This is a genomic window from Actinoplanes teichomyceticus ATCC 31121 (assembly GCF_003711105.1).
GTDB classification, from domain to species: domain Bacteria; phylum Actinomycetota; class Actinomycetes; order Mycobacteriales; family Micromonosporaceae; genus Actinoplanes; species Actinoplanes teichomyceticus.
In genome coordinates, this window is the sequence record NZ_CP023865.1 from 4,408,320 (window position 1) to 4,424,316 (window position 15,997).

The window sequence follows — 15,997 nt, forward strand, 5'->3', positions numbered from 1 at the left end:
GCCGTCGCAGGCCGCCGTCGCGATCTGCTCACCGAAGGCACGGTGTTCCGCGCCGGCCTGAAACCGATCACATGATCGAAACCGACCGAGCTGTTGACGACTTCTCTTTACAAGCTGATACTTTGATCGGAAACGTTGAAAGGATCGGTTCCATGGCGACGAGCCCGAAGACCGCGCACGAGGGTCTGCACAGTGAGCAGGGCGCGCAGCGTGGTGACCACCCGGACCGAGCCGGTAATCCGGTGATCAAGGTCGAGGATCTGGCCTGGCTGGAGTTCGAGAAGCCGGATCTGGACGCCGCCGAGCGGTTCGCTCACGACTTCGGGTTCGCCACCGCTTTCCGGACCGGTAATGAGCTTCATTTGCGTGGCACGTTGCCCGGTTCGCAGTGCGTGATCATCCGCAAGGGGCCGAGGTCGCGGTTCGTGGCTCCGGCGTTCCGCGCCTCTTCCCGGGCAGATCTGGACCGGCTGACGCGGGCGGCCGACGGTACGGTTCGTGATCGGCGCGGCGCCGGTGGCGGCGCGGTCGTGGACCTGTGCGACCCGTCCGGGATGCCGGTGCGGGTCGTGACCGGCGTCGAGCAGTTGCCGCAGTTGCCGCGGCAGGAGCCGCTGGTGTTGAACTTCGGCCAGGTGCTGCGAACCAACGTGGCGCAGCGTCCGCCGCTAGCGCCGGCCCGCATCGAACGGCTGGGACACGTGGTGCTGGAGACGCCGCGGTTCGAGCGGACCGTGGACTGGTATCAGCAGAACCTGGGGCTGATCGTCAGCGACTTCCTGTTCTTCCCGGGTCAGCGCAAACGCGGTCCGACCATGGCGTTCATCCGCTGCGACCGCGGTGCCACACCCGCCGATCACCACACCCTGGCCATGCACCTGGGACCGTCCCGCCAGTACGTGCACTCGGCGTACCAGGTCGCCGACCTCGACGCGGTCGCCACCGGCGGCGAGTACCTCAAGAAGCGCGGCTATCACCGGGCCTGGGGCATCGGCCGGCACATCCAGGGCAGCCAGATCTTCGACTACTGGCGTGACCCGGACAGCGTGATGGTCGAGCACTTCGCCGACGGCGACATGTTCGACAACACCGTCGAGGCCGGGTGGGCTCAGATGAGCGCGAGCGGCCTTGCCCAGTGGGGTCCGTCGGTCACCCGGGACTTCCTCGGCGCGAAACCGTCGCCGCACCTGATCCGTGACGTCGTCACCGCGCTGCGCGCCGACGACAACGAGTTCGACATCCGGCGCCTGATCGGCCTTCTGAGAGTGGCTTCCGCATGAGCATCAACCTGATCCGCTTCGAATCCGCCGACGGCCCCCGCTGGGCCGTGCTGCGCGACGGCCTGGCGGTGCCGCTTCCCGCCGAGTACGTCAGCACCGCCGACGTGCTGGCCGACCGGGCCAAGACCGCTCGCACCGTGCTGGCCGACACCGCCATCGCCGGCATCCGGATCGACGGTTTGCGGCTGCTGGCGCCGGTCCCGGACGCCAGAATCCTCTGCCAGGGCGCGAACTACCGATCGCACATGATCGAGTCCGGGATGAACCCGGACCGGGCGTTCAACATGTTGTTCACCAAGTCCACCGCCTCCCTGACCGGCCCCGACGGCGAGATCGTACGGCCCGGCCACGTGCGGCTGCTCGACTACGAGGTCGAACTCGGCATCGTGCTCGGCGTCCCGATCACCGGCCCGGTCACCGTGACCGACGACGACCTGCACGCCTACATAGGAGCGTTCGTTCTGGCCAACGACGTCAGCGCCCGCGACGTCCAGCTGCCGCAGGGACAGTGGTACAAGGGCAAGAGCTACCCGACGTTCTGCCCGGCCGGACCGTACCTGTGCGTCCCCGACCCGGGCGAGGTCCGCCGCTGGCGGGAACTGCGGCTCACCCTGTCGGTCAACGGAAAAGTCCGGCAGGACGGCCTGGCCGGAGACATGGTCTTCGGGCCGGCGGCCACACTGACGGAGCTATCCGGCCTGGAGCGACTCGGCACCGGGGACCTGATCCTGACCGGCACACCGGGCGGCTGCGCGTTGCAACCGCCGGGCGCCGCCGCCCAGCGCATCGCCGGCCTGCTGCCGGAAGAGAAACGGTGGGACCTGTTCGTCAAGACTCAGTCCCGCAGCAGCGCCTACCTGCAACCGGGCGACCTCGTGGAGGCGTCCATCCGGACCGCTGACGGAAGGCTGGATCTCGGAGTCCAGCGGCACCGGGTGCACTGATGGACCACGTACCCGTGCTCGTGATCGGCGCCGGTCCGACCGGCGCCACGGCGGCGATCATGCTGGCTCAGCGGGGTGTCACCTGCCTGGTCCTCGACCGCTGGCCGCAGGTGTACCCGTTGCCGCGGGCGGTGCACTTCGACGACGAGGTGTTCCGCGCCCTAGCCGGGCTGGGCATCGAGGATCGCCTCCGGGAGATCTCCCGGCCGGCACCGGGAATGCAACTGGTCGACAACCAGTTGCGGGTGCTGGCCGAGTTCACCCGCGACCCGGTCGGCCTCCTCAACGGCTACCCGCAGGCCAACATGTTCGACCAGCCGGACCTCGAACAGGTCCTGCGCGATCGGCTGGCCGAACTCGCCGGCGTTCAGCTGCGCGGCGGCGTCGAGGTGTACGCCATCGACCAGGTTCCCGGCGGCCCGGGAGCGGTGCGGGTCCGCTACCGCGAGCTGGCCACCGGCGCCGAGCATGAGGTGTGGGCCGATGCGGTCCTCGGCTGCGACGGCGCCAACAGCTTCACCCGCACCAGCATCGGCGCCGGCCTGCACGACCTGGGGTTCGTCCAGCAGTGGCTGATCGTGGACGTCCACAGCCCGCAGCCGCTGAACGCCTACGCGGGCGCGCAGCAGGTCTGCGACCACGACCGCGCCGCCTCGTACATGATGGTCACCCCGGGTCGCTATCGGTGGGAGTTCCGGCTGCGCCCGGGCGAGCAGGCCGACGACGTCACCGAGGCGCAGGTCATCGGCCTGATCCGGCCCTGGCTCGGCCCGATCGACCCGGCGACTCTGACGATCCTGCGCCGCACCTGGTACACCTTCCGCGGCGCGGTCGCCGACCGGTGGCAGGACCGACGGGTGTTCCTGCTCGGCGACGCCGCGCACCTGACCCCACCGTTCATCGGCCAGGGCATGGGCGCCGGCATCCGCGACGCCGCGAACCTGACCTGGAAACTCGCGCTCGTGCTCGCCGGCCGAGCTGATGACCGGCTCCTGGACACCTACGAAGCCGAGCGCCTTCCGTACGCCCGCCGCATGATCCAAATGGCCATGCTGATCGGCTGGATCATGACCGGAGGCAGCGCCCGGACCGCCCGGCTACGGCGAGCGGCACTGGCCGCCATCGCCCGCCTGCCGGGCGTGGAACGCAAAGTCGTGGAATCGGCCTGGCCCGCCTACCGCTGCGGCCCGCTGGTCGCGGCCCGTGACCGGGCGGCCGGACGGCTCTGCCCGCAGCCGCGCCTCGACGGAGAACTGCTCGACCGGTCGCTGGGCACCGGATTCGCGATCATCACCAGAGGCCCGGGCCTGCCCGCCTATGAGCCGGCGATCCGCGCCTGGTTCGACGCGCTGGGCCTGACCCTCGCCGACGCCAGCACCGATCCCAGCGGCGTCCTCACCCGGCTACTCGACCAGCACGCCGCGGACGCCCTGCTGATACGACCTGACCGGATCATCGCGGCCAGCGGCGACCGCCCGGACCTACGGGCATGGCAACGCCTCCTGCAAGCCGCGGGGATCAAGGCCCTCAGCGAAAGGCAGATCGCATGAGCACCGCCACCACCACAGCGACGTCGGTCGGCGCGCGGCTTCAGCAACGCTGCGCCCATTTCGGCGACAGCCCCGCCTTCCGCTACCCCGACCCCGGCCTTGACGGGGCCTGGCAGAGCTTGACGTGGACCGAACTCGCCGCCCGGGTCACCGAACTCACCGCAGGTCTGCTGGCCCTCGGCGTGACACCCGGGCAGCGGCTGGCGATCGCCGCCACGACCCGGATCGAATGGGTCCTCGCCGACCTGGCGATCATGAGCGCCGGGGCCGTCACCGTCACCGTCTATCCCAACACCAACGCCGACGACGTCGCGCACATCCTTGACGACAGCGGCGCTGTCCTGGTCTTCGCCGAGAACGCGGCGCAGGTCGCGAAGCTGCGCACCCCCGATGGCGGCTGGATCGCCGGGGTCCGGGACGTCATCACGTTCGACCCTGCCGGGGATCCATCGGTGCGCAGCCTGCGCGAGATCATGACACTTGGGGTCGAGGTCCTCGACCATGATCCCGGCCGGGTGCACCGGGTCTTGGAGACGATCACGCCCGACCAGCTGGCGACGATCGTCTACACCTCCGGTACCACCGGCCGGCCCAAGGGCGTCGAGCTCACCCACGCCAACTGGCTCTACCTGGGCGCAGCCACCGCCGCCGAGGACTTCATGCGCCGCGACCACCTGCACTTCCTGTGGCTACCGCTGTCGCACGTCTTCGGCAAACTGCTGCTGGCCAACCAGTACGAGGTCGGCTACGTCACCGCAATCGACGGCCGCATCGACCGGATCATCGACAACCTTGCCGCCATCCGGCCCACCGCCATGGCCGCCGCACCCCGAATCTTCGAGAAGATCTACGCCCGCGTCACTGCCACCGCCACGGCCGGCGGCGGCTTGAGCGCCGCGCTGTTCCGCTGGGCCATCCGCGTCGGGGCGACCCGGCAAGATCCGTCCCGGCCCTGGTGGCAGCGCCTGCAGTTGGCGGCTGCCGACGCTCTGGTCTTCACGAAGGTCCGAGACCGGCTCGGCGGCCGGCTGGAGCTATTGATCTCCGGCAGCGCCCCGCTCGCCCCGCAGATCAGCAGCTGGTTCGCCGCCGCGGGCTTGCCCATCATCGAAGGCTACGGCCTCACCGAAGCCACCGGTGTCTCGTTCTTCAACCGCCCCGGCCGGCTGCGCATCGGCACCGTCGGCCAGGCCCTGACCGGCACCGAGGTACGCATCGCCGACGACGGCGAGATCCTGCTGCGCGGCCCCAGCATCATGCGCGGGTACCGGCACCTGCCCGACCAGACCGCCGACATCATCGACGCCGACGGCTGGCTCGCCACCGGCGACATCGGCGAACTCGACGCCGACGGCTACCTGCGCATCACCGACCGCAAGAAAGATCTCGTCAAGACCAGCGGCGGCAAATACATCGCCCCGAGCGCCATCGAGTCCGCGGTCAAAGCCGCCTGCCCCCTGGTCAGCGCCGCCATCATGATCGCCGCCGGCCGTAACTTCGCCAGCCTCCTGGTGACCATCGACCCGGACACCAGCCGGGACATGAGCGCCGACCAGGTGCGCGCCACGGTGGCTGCCGCCGTCGCCGAAGTCAACGCCCGCCTCAACCCGTGGGAGACCATCAAACAATTCCGGATCCTGCCGCGCGAGCTCAGCGTCGAAGCCGGCGAAGTCACCCCCAGCCTCAAGGTCAAACGCGCCGCGGTCAACCGGAACTACGCTGACCTCATCGACGCCATATACCGCGGAGAACAAGCAGGACCACCGCCTGCGTGATCCTCAGCGCGCTCGTATTTCACCGGGCTCGGGATAGCCGGGCTCGCCGCCGTCCCGCCGATGCGCGACGCCGCCTGTCGGCGTAAAGGTTCCAGTGGTTCTGGCAAGATTGGCTCGTCGTCTGTACTGCGAGAACAACCTTCGTCACGACGGCCAAGGCGCGCCCCGAGACCTTGGGGCGGCCGTTCACCCGGTGGAGCATCCGCAAACCCGCCGAATACCTGAACTGGCAGCCCGCCCGGTCCATCGAGATCGGGCGGGAACGGCTACGGCAGATCCTGCACGCGTCCTGGGCCAACCCCATCGAGGCGCAGTTCGGGCCGCTACGCACGTTCGTGATCACCGGCTCGAACCACTCGAACCACACCGTCCTGGCCAGCAAACTGCACGCCTACCTGCGCTGGCGCAACACCCACGCCCGTCACCCCGACGTCCTGGCCGCTCAACGCCGCGACCAGGCGTCTGATCTCGGGTACGGTGTAGCCGATCATCTGCCTGTCGTCGCCGCTGGTTCCCCTTCTGACATCCTGGTTTTGGCGACGACGAGCCAGGCGAGAGCGGCCATGGACAGCGTGATGTGGGCGTGCCAGGGCCGCCAGTCACGGACCTGGTACTCGTCGAGACCAGCCTGGCCTTTGGCCTGCTGGAAGCACTCTTCGATCGCCCAGCGGGCGCCGGCGATGCGGGCCAGGTCCATCAGCCGCGTTTTGCGGGGGCCGTAGCAGACGTAGTAGGCCAGCTCGCCGGTGGTGCGGTTGCGGCGGGCCAGCAGCCAGTGCCCGCGGCCGGGCTGCCAGCAGATCCGAATCGGGACCCGGGCCCGGTCGTATTCGCGGGGACCGTGAGCGCCGGGGCCGGCGGAGATGCGCGACCGGGCCCGCCCTGGCAGGGCCGCGATCAGCTCGTCGGCGCGGGCGAAGCCCATGCTGGTGGTGATCATGTCGTCGTTGCGGCGGGTCGCCACCACATACGGCTGATCATGTTTCTCGAGCCAGACCCGCAGCGATTTCGACTGGCCGTAGGCTTCGTCCATGCTCACCCAGCCCGGCCGGATCCCGGCGGCGAACGCCCGGCCTAGCGTGCTGCGGGCGATCTGCACCTTGGTGGCGAACTCGACGTCGTCCGGGACGCCCGCGGCCCGGCACCGGTCGCGGTCGTCGGTCCACGCCGCGGGCAGATACAGCTGCCGGTCGATCAGGGCGTGACCTTTGCCGGAACGGTAGGCCGCGAACACGCCGACCTGGCAGTTCTCGATCCGCCCGGCGGTGCCGGAGCACTGCCGGGCCACACCGGCCGATCTGACGCCCTTCAGGAACCCGGTGTCGTCGATGATCAGCACGGCTTGCGGGTCGTGCAGGTGCTCGACGACGTAGTCACGCACGTCGTCACGCGCCGGGTCGACGTCCCAGTCCGCCCATCGCAGCAGGCGTTGCATGCCGTCGGGTGAGACGTCACCGGCCTGCTCCGCGAGCGTCCACCCGTTCTTACGGTCCAAGCCCGCGACCAGCCCTGCCAGGTACTGGCGGGCCCGCCGCCGCGGCTCCGAACGCGCGAACCGGGCATGAAGACGGTCCAGCTCCGCCGACCAGTCCGACACATCGACGTCCACCATGACCGGCTCAACGAACCGATCATCGATACGTTGTGCCTGCTTGCTGCCGTTGCACCACTAGATCGCTTCTTCCCCATACTGTCCGTGATGCTGGACATCCTCCCGGTGTCTCCACCAAGTCCGGGGCCTGCCACAGACCTGACCACGCAGCAAGCCCCGAGGCTGATATCTCACCGATTGCCCGGTGTCGCGGTGCCGGTGGGCAGGAGTGCGTCGAGTGCCGGGTCCAGCAGGACCAGTTCTCTCCGCAGTGATGCCGAGGTGGAATGGAGGGGCAACAGCTGCCCTTCGGCGGCATCCCGCAGGAGTTGATCGCCGACGGCGGCCCACGCTTCAGGGGTGTCTTGATCAACTCGCACTCTCGGCGCGGCGGCGAACACGGCGCGACCGGCGGAATTGCCGCTGACCTGGAAAGTTTCGCCATGCACCGTGGTGTCCTGATGGGCGAGCCAGGTGACGAAGGCAGCCACAGCGTGTGCAGGCAGGTTCTGCTCCACCGAAGCGCGTACGTCCTCGTGGTCGAACGCTCCGGCGCTCATCGCGGTCCAGGCCGTTGGGTGCAGGGTGCTGACCTGTACCCCGGCTTGGTCGCCCTCGACGCGAATGGCGTTGCCGAGACCCCAGACCGCGGCCTTGGCTGCGGCGTAGGCGGAAGCGAGGGGTTCGCCAAGCATGCCGCTGGAAGAAATGTTGATCAGGCGCCCGGTGCCGGAAGCAACGAGGTGCTTCCAGGCATAGCGGGAGATCTCGACGGTACCCTTCACGTGGGTGTCGAAGACCTGCCACCACTGTACGGGGGCCATCTCGGCGAAGGCGCCGAGCCGGACGATGCCAGCATTGTTCACAACGATGTCGAGCCGGCCGAACGCGTCGATCGCGCTCTGCACGATCTGGGCGGCGGCTGTGACGACATCGTGGACGTCAGCGACAGCGTCCCCATTCTGTCGACGGATGATGTCGACGGTCTCGGTGGCCGCAGCGTCCGCGAGGTCATTGACCACGACACGGGCGCCGCGCGAGGCCAGCATCTTGGCATACTCACGACCTAGGCCCGACCCGGCGCCCGTTACGATCGCCACGCGGCCGGCGAAGTCCAATGTGCTCATGGTCAAGCTCCCTGGTTCGTCAGGGCCGTCAGTAGGACGGCCATATCCTGGGCGTCGCGGACGGTGCTGTAGCCGCCTCAGAGGATTCGCCCAGGTGCGAAAACGCTACTCAAGTGGTACCTGCGTTTGTCGAGGTCAGCGTACATTCCGGATCCCGGCTCAGCCTGGGATCGTTAGGCCCTGGCAAACCTTGACGCCGTTGGCCACAGTTGACCGAATTCGCGCCGGCGGTCGTGGTCACGGAGTCCGGTGCATCCGTTGCTGATTCCCGGGAGAGCCTGTGAATTCAACTGATGATGTGAGCGACCGCGAGTCGGGTGTCTCACGCCGGACCGTTCTTGGCGGCACCGCGGCCGTCGCGGTGGCTGTACCGTTGGCCGCGAGGGCGGCGGACGCTGCGCTGTCGCCCGGCGCTGCTGCCGGGGTCGTGGTGACGGTGCGGGTCAGGGTGAACGGCGCTGTTCATAGGATGGAGGTCGACCCACGAGTCACCCTGCTCGACACTTTGCGTGAACGGCTGGATCTGACCGGCACGAAAAAGGGTTGCGACCGTGGCCAGTGCGGCGCCTGCACGGTGCACATCGGCGGCCGTCGAGTGCGATCCTGCCTGACCTTGGCCGCTACGACCGATGGGCGGGAAGTAACCACGATCGAAGGTCTCGCCAAGGGTGACCGGCGGCATCCCATGCAGCAAGCGTTCGTCGAACGCGACGGCTTGCAATGCGGTTTCTGCACCCCTGGCCAGATCATGTCGGCGGTCGGCATGGTGAACGAAGGCCACGCAAAATCCGACGATGATATCCGCGAGCGCATGTCCGGAAGCATCTGCCGCTGCAGCTGCTATCCGTTCATCGTCGAGGCGATCAAAGACGCGCAGAAGGTTATGCGCTGATGCACCCGTACACCTACAGCCGACCGCGGTCGGTGCACGATGCCCTCGCCGACGGCGCAGCGGACGCGGCCTTCCTGGCCGGCGGCACCACCCTGGTGGACTTGATGAAGCTTGGGGTGATGGCCCCAGCCGAAGTCGTAGATATCACCCGACTGCCGCTACGCGGAATTACCTTCGACCGCTCCGGTCTGCACATCGGCGCGCTGGAGACGATGAGCGACGTCGCCTCACATCGTATTGTGCGCGAGTCGTATCCGATGGTCGCCAAGGCCTTGGAGCTGAGTGCGTCCGGTCAGCTGCGCAACATGGCGAGCATCGGTGGAAATCTGCTGCGGCGCACTCGGTGCGGGTACTTCCGGGACATCTCGACGCCCTGTAACAAGCGTGAGCCGGGCAGCGGTTGCTCGGCGCTGACCGGGATCAATCGCATTCACGCGATCTTCGGTACCAGTGAGGCGTGTGTCGCTACCAACCCGAGCGACTTGGCGGTTGCGCTGGTGGCCCTCAGCTCTGACGTACACCTAGCCTCAGCACAGGGCTCGCGTACTCTGCCGCTTGAGGTGCTCTACGCCCTCCCGGGCACTACTCCCCATGTCGAGAACGTGTTACGTCCGGGTGAACTCATCACCGGGGTCACCATCCCGCGATCTCCGTGGGCCGCGAACTCTCTTTACCTCAAGATCCGCGATCGGCAGTCGTACGAGTTCGCCCTTGCCTCGGCGGCCGTTGCCCTGGAGCTTGACGGCCGTACTATCCGACACGCCAGGATCGCTGTCGGCGGGGTGGGAACCAAACCCTGGCGGCTACCCAGTATCGAACGCGCCCTGATGGGTCGGCGTGCTACCCCGGAGACGTTCGAGGCGGCGGTTCGCGACGCCGCGGATGGTGCCCGGCCACTGACCCACAACGCCTTCAAGCCCGCGTTGCTGCGACACACGCTGTTCCGGGCGCTGACCACGCTCGCGGCAGGAAGGTGAGCGACCGTGCTCGAACTCGCCCATGAACTTCTCCAGCGTTTCAAAACCGGCACTGCGTTCGTGGCCGCGACCGTGACGCACGTGAACGGCAGCGCTCCACGTCAGCCTGGCGCGTCACTGGTCGTCGACGCCGATGGTGCCGTGCTGGGCAACGTGTCAGGCGGGTGCGTCGACTCCGCCGTTTACCAGGCATGCGAAGAGATGCTGCTCGGCAACGACTGGGCGAGGACCGTCACGTTCGGATACAGCGACAGGGACGCGTTGGATGTCGGTCTCACCTGCGGCGGGACGATCGAGTTGATCCTGCACCACCTCGATCCGAGTCTGGAGCCGGAACTCGCCAGGGCGCTTGCCGACGCTGCGCGGGACAAGCCAGTGGCCGTAGCGATGGTAGTGCGGGGGCCGGAGCGATGTCTGGGACGGATGATCATCGTGCGGCCCGGCCAGCCCAGCATCGGGAGCCTAGATAACACGCACCTCGATCAGGCGGCGGTTGTGCAGGCAATCGCCATGCTGCACGCCGGCAGAACCGGGACCGTCGAGCTCGGGGTGGCGGACGGCTACTGCCAGGAGCCGATGACATTGCTGGTCGAAAGCAACACGCCAGCTCCCCGCATGCTCATCTTCGGTGCCACCGACCATGCTGCGGCGCTGGCCGGCGCCGGTAAGTTCCTCGGCTACCGAGTGACCATCTGCGACGCGCGCGCCACCTTCGCCGCCGCAGAGAGGTTCCCCCATGCCGATGAGATCGTCGTGGACTGGCCACACCGGTACCTGCGGGTTCAGAATCTGGGTGGCAGCGCCGTCATATGCGTACTCACCCACGACCCGAAGTTCGATGTGCCGCTGCTCACCGCCGCTCTACGACAGCCCGTGGCCTATGTCGGTGCCATGGGTTCGCGGCGCACCCACGAGGATCGACTGGTGCGGCTGCGCGAGGCCGGGCTGACCGACCACGAACTCGAGCGTTTGCACTCACCGATCGGCCTTGACCTCGGCGCCCGCAGCCCACAGGAAGTCGCGCTGTCCATCGCCGCGGAGATCGTCGCCCACCGATACGGCGGAACCGGCGCGCCGCTGCGGAACGCGGCGGCCATTCACCACGAAGGTTTCTTCCCCGACGCCGTACTACAAGGTCTGGACGTCGGCCACGACCCCGGCATCTCGCATACCTCTTCGCACAGTCAGGAGCCCGGATGACTGCCTCGCCACCCGGCCGTGAGATCGACCGCATCGACGACCGGTTGAAGGCCACCGGCGCCGCCACGTACTCGGCCGACCACCAAGCCGAGAACACGGCCTACGCCTGCGTGGTCACCAGTGCGATCGGGCTTTGAGGCACCCCCGTATTCATGGAGCTTCTTGATCATGGCCTGATGACCATGGGGAGGAAGCATCTGTGGCAGCACCGAAGAAGTACCCCGATGAGCTGCGGCAACGCGGGCGGGTCCGCGGCCGGCCTGCACGGGGCCGGGCCACCCGTACCTTGCCGAGCACAGGGATGAACTGCGGACTGTCGCCGCGTTGCCCGGCGGTCACCACCATCGCCATCGGCTTGCGGCCCTGTTCACAGGCCAGATGTGTCTTGGTCGTCCAGCCACCCCGTGAGCGGCCGAGGCCGTGATCGACGGGCTCGGCCAGCGGGCCACCTGGCGGTTCCTTCTGCAGGTGACCGTCGCGCCGGGCGCCGGCCGCGTGCTGATGGGCGCGGCTGATGGTCGAGTCCACGCTGATGCTCCAGCCGATCAGCCCGGCTGCGTCCGCGCGGGCCTGCAATGCTGCGAGGATCCGGGTCCAGACGCCGTCACGCTGCCACCGGCGGAACCACCGGTACAGGGTCTGCCACGGCGGATATACCGGCGGCACGTCCCGCCACGGTGAGCCGGTCCGGACCCGCCACCGGATCCCGTCGATGATCGTTCTCATGGTCCATCTTCGCGGCCGATCACGGCCCGTTCCCGCAGGCAGCGCCGGTTCAAGAACCGCCCACCGCAGGTCGGTCAGGTCGTGTCGCCTCTCTGCCGCCACGCTCGGCACGAGGTCTCCGGTGTGAAGTTCTGGCTTGGTCGCCGAACCACATACCGGAGACCTCTTCAGTTATCGAACACCGCCACGCCGCAACATCGACGGCGCTACGAAACACGGCCTAGCGGGCCGCTGCCTGAGCGTGTCCCGCGACCTGGCCCGGGTCCGCTGCTCGTATCGGACAGTCTTGGCGTTGCGGTGTGGCGGTCCAACGTCACATGTGGCCGCGCCAGTGGAGGATCTCCAGTGCGGCACCGACCTCCAGGGTGTTGTCGGTGAGCGGTCGTGGCAGTAGATGGTCGGCGCGAGCCAATCGTCGCAAGACGGTGTTGCGGTGGGTGAACAGACGCTCGGCGGTTCGGGAGGCGTTGCACTGCTCGGCGATGAAAGCGCGCACGGCTTCGATGATTTCCGGTGGCGCTGTTCGCAGATCGCCCAGCAGGCGGCTGACGAATCGGTCGGCGTTCTGCGGGCTGTGGGTGAGCAGCGCCACGAGTTCGATCTCCTCGTACGCGGCAACCTGCTGAGTCGACGCCAGCCGGGCGATGAGACGTTGGGTGGTGAGTGCGTCGAGATGGCTGCGGCGGAACCCGTCGACTCCCGACGCGGTAGAACCCAGCGCGACACGCACGGTGGGTAGGTCGGACAACGTGCGGTGCAGCATGCTGCTCTCCGGTCTGCCGTTGACCCACACCCAGCGGGTAGCCGCACTGGCCAGAATGCTCAACGACCGTGACCGGCCCGCCGCCGTAGCGAGCAGGTCGGCGGCGGCATCGAGCTGATTCAGGTCAGCGCCGGGCTCGTCGGTCCAGGCTACGGCGGCGGTATGCATGGTGGTCAGCGGGTACCGCAGCCGGGCTTCGGCTCGCTGGACGGTGATCGGGGCACCATCGAGCAGCAGTGTGACGGTCTCGCGTCGTTCGGCGTGGCTACCGCGGGTCAGCGCGCCGCGTTCGGTGCGCATGCGGTCGGAGATGGCGAAGACGGTGGCATCAACGAATGCCGCGATCGAGCGCAGGGATACGTCCAGCAGGTCCCGCAATTCCTCGGTGTCGCTGGTCAGTGTGCAGGCGATCTGGGTCCATAGCCGGATGACGACGCTTTCCGCGGCGCGATAGGCGTCCAGGGAGGACTCGTCCAGGCCGCGTCGGATGAGGTCTCTGGCGATGGTCAGAGGTGTCTCGGACTCGTTGGGCGCGACGGGTTCGCCGGGGGAACGAACGTTGGCGGCGGCCCAGAACAGGAGATTGGAGCGGTTTGAGCGCCGTACTGCGGCGGCGAGGACCGGATCTGCGGCGATTTGCTGCCATCGTGGTTCGTCGAGAGTCGCCGCGTCCAATTCTTCGAGCCAGGCCGCCGACGGCTGCAGTGCTATCTCGGCGCCTCGGCGGATCAGCTCTCGTGTGCGACGGGAGGGCAGCGGCCATGACATGCCTCGGATCGTACGGTGCATGTTGCACCACGCGTGACCGGGCGTGGTGCATCCTGTGCTTGGTTAGCGATCATCGAGGTCACACCATGGAGGAGCCGCTCCGCCCTCTCTCCCCGGAGATGCCTGTATGTCCGCTCCTGCCGTTGAACACCTCGATGTCGCGATCATCGGTGCCGGAATCTCCGGAATCGGAGCCGCGCGATATGTCAAGACGCACTTGCCGGCGAAGACGTTCGCCGTTCTGGAGGCTCGTGCCGCGTCCGGAGGGACCTGGGATTTGTTCCGCTATCCGGGTATCCGATCGGACTCAGATCTGCACACTTTCGGTTACGAATTCAAACCCTGGCGTGACAAGCAGGCGATTGCCGATGCCCCACGGATCTTGAACTACCTGCGGGAGGCGGTGGCAGAGAACGGCCTTGACGCGCACATACGCTATCACCGCAAGGTGACCGCGGCATCCTGGTCCAGCGTGACGGCGCGGTGGACTCTCGATGTCGAACACGTCGATACCGGGGAGCAGGTGCACCTCAGCGCCGGCTGGGTGTTCGTTGCCAGCGGCTATTACCGATACGACGAAGGCTTCACCCCCCGATTCCCGGGCCGCGAGCAGTTCACCGGAACCGTCGTACACCCACAGCACTGGCCTGACGACCTCGACTACACCGGCAAGAAGGTACTTGTCATCGGTAGCGGCGCCACCGCGGTGACCCTCGTTCCGGCGATGGCCGACACCGCCGCGCACGTAACCATGCTCCAGCGCACACCGTCGTACATCATGCCGATACCCCGCGAGGACGCCTTGGCCAACGCGATGCGCCGCATCCTCGGCGAAGACCTCGCCTACCGGCTGGTACGGCGCAAGAACATCACGCGCGGCCGTCTGGTCTGGCAGTTCTGCCAGCGATACCCCAAGCTGGCCCGCCGCCTCATCCGCCGGGTCAACATCAGCCAACTCCCGGCCGGTTATTCGGTGGACGAGCACTTCAACCCGCCGTACGACCCTTGGGACCAGCGCCTGTGCGCTGTGCCCGACGGGGATCTATTCCGCGCCATCCGCGATGGCCAAGCCACGATCGTCACCGACACGATCGACACCTTCACCGCAACCGGCGTACGACTGAACTCGGGCCGCGAGCTGCACGCCGACATCATCGTCACCGCTACCGGCCTCAACGTGCAGGCATTCGGAGGTATCCGGCTCACCGTCGACGGTGAGCCGGTGCATCTGCCCGACACCGTCGCCTACAAGGGCATGATGCTTTCCGGCGTCCCGAACCTCGCCTACGCGATCGGCTACACCAACTCCTCGTGGACACTGAAGATCGGCCTGCTCTGTGAGCACTTCTGCCGGTTGCTGGCCCACATGCAGACCCACGGCTACGACATCTGCCGGCCTGAGGTCACCGACCCCGCGATGCCGACGCGGCCGTTCCTCGACTTCGCCGCCGGCTACATCCAGCGCGCCATCGACCACTTGCCTCGCCAAGGCGACCGGATGCCTTGGCTGACCTCCATGGACTACCGCGGCGACGTCACTCTTTTGCGCACCGGCGCCGTCGCCGCCCCTGAACTGAGGTTCGCCCGAGCGGTCGCCACGAGCGAGGTCGCGTCATGACCGCGACCGCGGGACCGACGCCTGACGGCGTCCTGTCCGACGGCGCCGACCAGTTCGTCGACACGCCCGCCGGGCCCCGAATCTGCTACCGCGTCGACGGCGCCCCGCAAGGTGTGCCGCTGCTGCTGATCGCCGGGCTCGGCCTGGACCTCACCTCTTGGCCGGTCCGCATGGTGGACTCGTTCACCGCATCCGGTTTCCGCGTGATCCGTCTGGACAACCGCGACGCCGGCCGTTCGAGCCGCATCGACGCATCCCCGCCCAGCCTGCTCCGGCAACTGCTGGCCCGACCCCGCCCGGACGCCTACACCCTTGCCGACATGGCCGCGGACACCCTCGTCCGTCTCGCCCAGCCCGCCGCTCGGACAGTCGACGCCTCCGTCACACACCACCTGCGGATGCTCTCGCACATCAGCTCACCGACGTTCCCACCCGACGCCGAACTTGAGCGCACCTGGGCGGCGTCCGTATGGCAACGCCGTGGTGGCACCGGTGACGGCCCCGCGGTCGCGCGACAGATCGACGCCATCCGCGCATCCGGTGACCGCACCGCCGAACTGGGCCGGATCACCGCGCCCACGCTGGTGATCCACGGCGACCGTGACCGCATGGTGCATCCCAGCGGTGGCCGCGCCACCACCCGCGCCATTCCCGGCGCCCGGCACATCGAGATTCCCGGCATGGGACACCACCTCGCACCGGGACTGCTCGACCGTCTCTCGCAGCTCATCACCGACCACATCACCCACAGCACGTCGCCTCGAAGAGGAGATCAATCATGAGCAG

General features: G+C 67.8%; 13 protein-coding genes and 2 pseudogenes. 11 read left to right on the top strand and 4 right to left on the bottom strand.

Features of this window, described 5'->3' with window-relative positions:
- Positions 1-71: 71 nt before the first annotated feature.
- The 5 genes and pseudogenes from ACTEI_RS19510 to ACTEI_RS39390 all read left to right on the top strand — a co-directional run.
- Positions 72-1,280 (top strand): VOC family protein, encoded by a 1,209-nt coding sequence (locus ACTEI_RS19510; protein ID WP_222942284.1) that lies wholly within the window; start codon positions 72-74, stop codon positions 1,278-1,280.
- Complete coding sequence (locus ACTEI_RS19515; protein ID WP_122978962.1) at positions 1,277-2,224, top strand: fumarylacetoacetate hydrolase family protein; 948 nt, start codon at positions 1,277-1,279, stop codon at positions 2,222-2,224. The genes ACTEI_RS19510 and ACTEI_RS19515 overlap by 4 nt, the downstream gene beginning before the upstream one ends.
- The gene (mhpA, locus tag ACTEI_RS19520; protein ID WP_122978963.1) at positions 2,224-3,774 is read left to right on the top strand and encodes a bifunctional 3-(3-hydroxy-phenyl)propionate/3-hydroxycinnamic acid hydroxylase MhpA; all 1,551 of its coding nucleotides are present in this window, start codon (positions 2,224-2,226) and stop codon (positions 3,772-3,774) included. The genes ACTEI_RS19515 and mhpA overlap by 1 nt, the downstream gene beginning before the upstream one ends.
- The gene (locus ACTEI_RS19525) at positions 3,771-5,549 is read left to right on the top strand and encodes an AMP-dependent synthetase/ligase (protein ID WP_203723666.1); all 1,779 of its coding nucleotides are present in this window, start codon (positions 3,771-3,773) and stop codon (positions 5,547-5,549) included. The genes mhpA and ACTEI_RS19525 overlap by 4 nt, the downstream gene beginning before the upstream one ends.
- Before the next feature lie 284 nt (positions 5,550-5,833).
- Positions 5,834-6,010, top strand: a pseudogene (locus tag ACTEI_RS39390) (IS630 family transposase); the annotation flags it as partial.
- Positions 6,011-6,036: 26 nt separating this feature from the next.
- On the opposite strand, the gene ACTEI_RS19535 reads toward ACTEI_RS39390, so the two are convergent.
- Both ACTEI_RS19535 and ACTEI_RS19540 read right to left on the bottom strand, forming a co-directional pair.
- Positions 6,037-7,161, bottom strand: a complete 1,125-nt coding sequence (locus tag ACTEI_RS19535) for an IS701 family transposase (RefSeq protein WP_122978965.1) — start codon at positions 7,159-7,161, stop codon at positions 6,037-6,039.
- Between the two features lie 170 nt (positions 7,162-7,331).
- Positions 7,332-8,267, bottom strand: coding sequence for an SDR family NAD(P)-dependent oxidoreductase (locus ACTEI_RS19540; RefSeq protein WP_122978966.1), 936 nt, complete (start codon positions 8,265-8,267; stop codon positions 7,332-7,334).
- A gap of 469 nt (positions 8,268-8,736) precedes the next feature.
- On the opposite strand from ACTEI_RS19540, the gene ACTEI_RS19545 reads away from it, so the two are divergent.
- Genes ACTEI_RS19545 through ACTEI_RS37165 form a run of 4 tightly spaced genes read left to right on the top strand, consistent with a single transcriptional unit; the run spans position 8,737 to position 11,473 of the window.
- Positions 8,737-9,159 (top strand): (2Fe-2S)-binding protein, encoded by a 423-nt coding sequence (locus tag ACTEI_RS19545; RefSeq protein WP_239082412.1) that lies wholly within the window; start codon positions 8,737-8,739, stop codon positions 9,157-9,159.
- A complete protein-coding gene (locus ACTEI_RS19550) occupies positions 9,159-10,136 on the top strand; it encodes an FAD binding domain-containing protein (RefSeq protein ID WP_122978968.1) in 978 nt (325 codons plus the stop codon). The genes ACTEI_RS19545 and ACTEI_RS19550 overlap by 1 nt, the downstream gene beginning before the upstream one ends.
- Positions 10,137-10,142: 6 nt before the next feature.
- Positions 10,143-11,336, top strand: a complete 1,194-nt coding sequence (locus ACTEI_RS19555) for an XdhC family protein (RefSeq protein WP_122978969.1) — start codon at positions 10,143-10,145, stop codon at positions 11,334-11,336.
- Positions 11,333-11,473 carry a hypothetical protein gene (locus ACTEI_RS37165; protein ID WP_164466025.1) on the top strand — a complete coding sequence of 47 codons (141 nt, stop codon included), beginning with the start codon at positions 11,333-11,335 and terminating at the stop codon, positions 11,471-11,473. The genes ACTEI_RS19555 and ACTEI_RS37165 overlap by 4 nt, the downstream gene beginning before the upstream one ends.
- 103 nt (positions 11,474-11,576) lie before the next feature.
- On the opposite strand, the pseudogene ACTEI_RS19560 reads toward ACTEI_RS37165, so the two are convergent.
- Positions 11,577-12,173 (bottom strand): annotated as a pseudogene (locus ACTEI_RS19560) (IS5 family transposase); the annotation flags it as partial.
- Between the two features lie 202 nt (positions 12,174-12,375).
- Complete coding sequence (locus ACTEI_RS19565; RefSeq protein WP_122978970.1) at positions 12,376-13,593, bottom strand: PucR family transcriptional regulator; 1,218 nt, start codon at positions 13,591-13,593, stop codon at positions 12,376-12,378.
- A gap of 127 nt (positions 13,594-13,720) precedes the next feature.
- On the opposite strand from ACTEI_RS19565, the gene ACTEI_RS19570 reads away from it, so the two are divergent.
- Together ACTEI_RS19570 and ACTEI_RS19575 are read left to right on the top strand one after the other, a co-directional pair.
- The gene (locus ACTEI_RS19570; protein WP_122978971.1) at positions 13,721-15,211 is read left to right on the top strand and encodes a flavin-containing monooxygenase; all 1,491 of its coding nucleotides are present in this window, start codon (positions 13,721-13,723) and stop codon (positions 15,209-15,211) included.
- Positions 15,208-15,993, top strand: coding sequence for an alpha/beta fold hydrolase (locus tag ACTEI_RS19575; protein ID WP_122978972.1), 786 nt, complete (start codon positions 15,208-15,210; stop codon positions 15,991-15,993). The genes ACTEI_RS19570 and ACTEI_RS19575 overlap by 4 nt, the downstream gene beginning before the upstream one ends.
- Positions 15,994-15,997 lie beyond the last annotated feature (4 nt).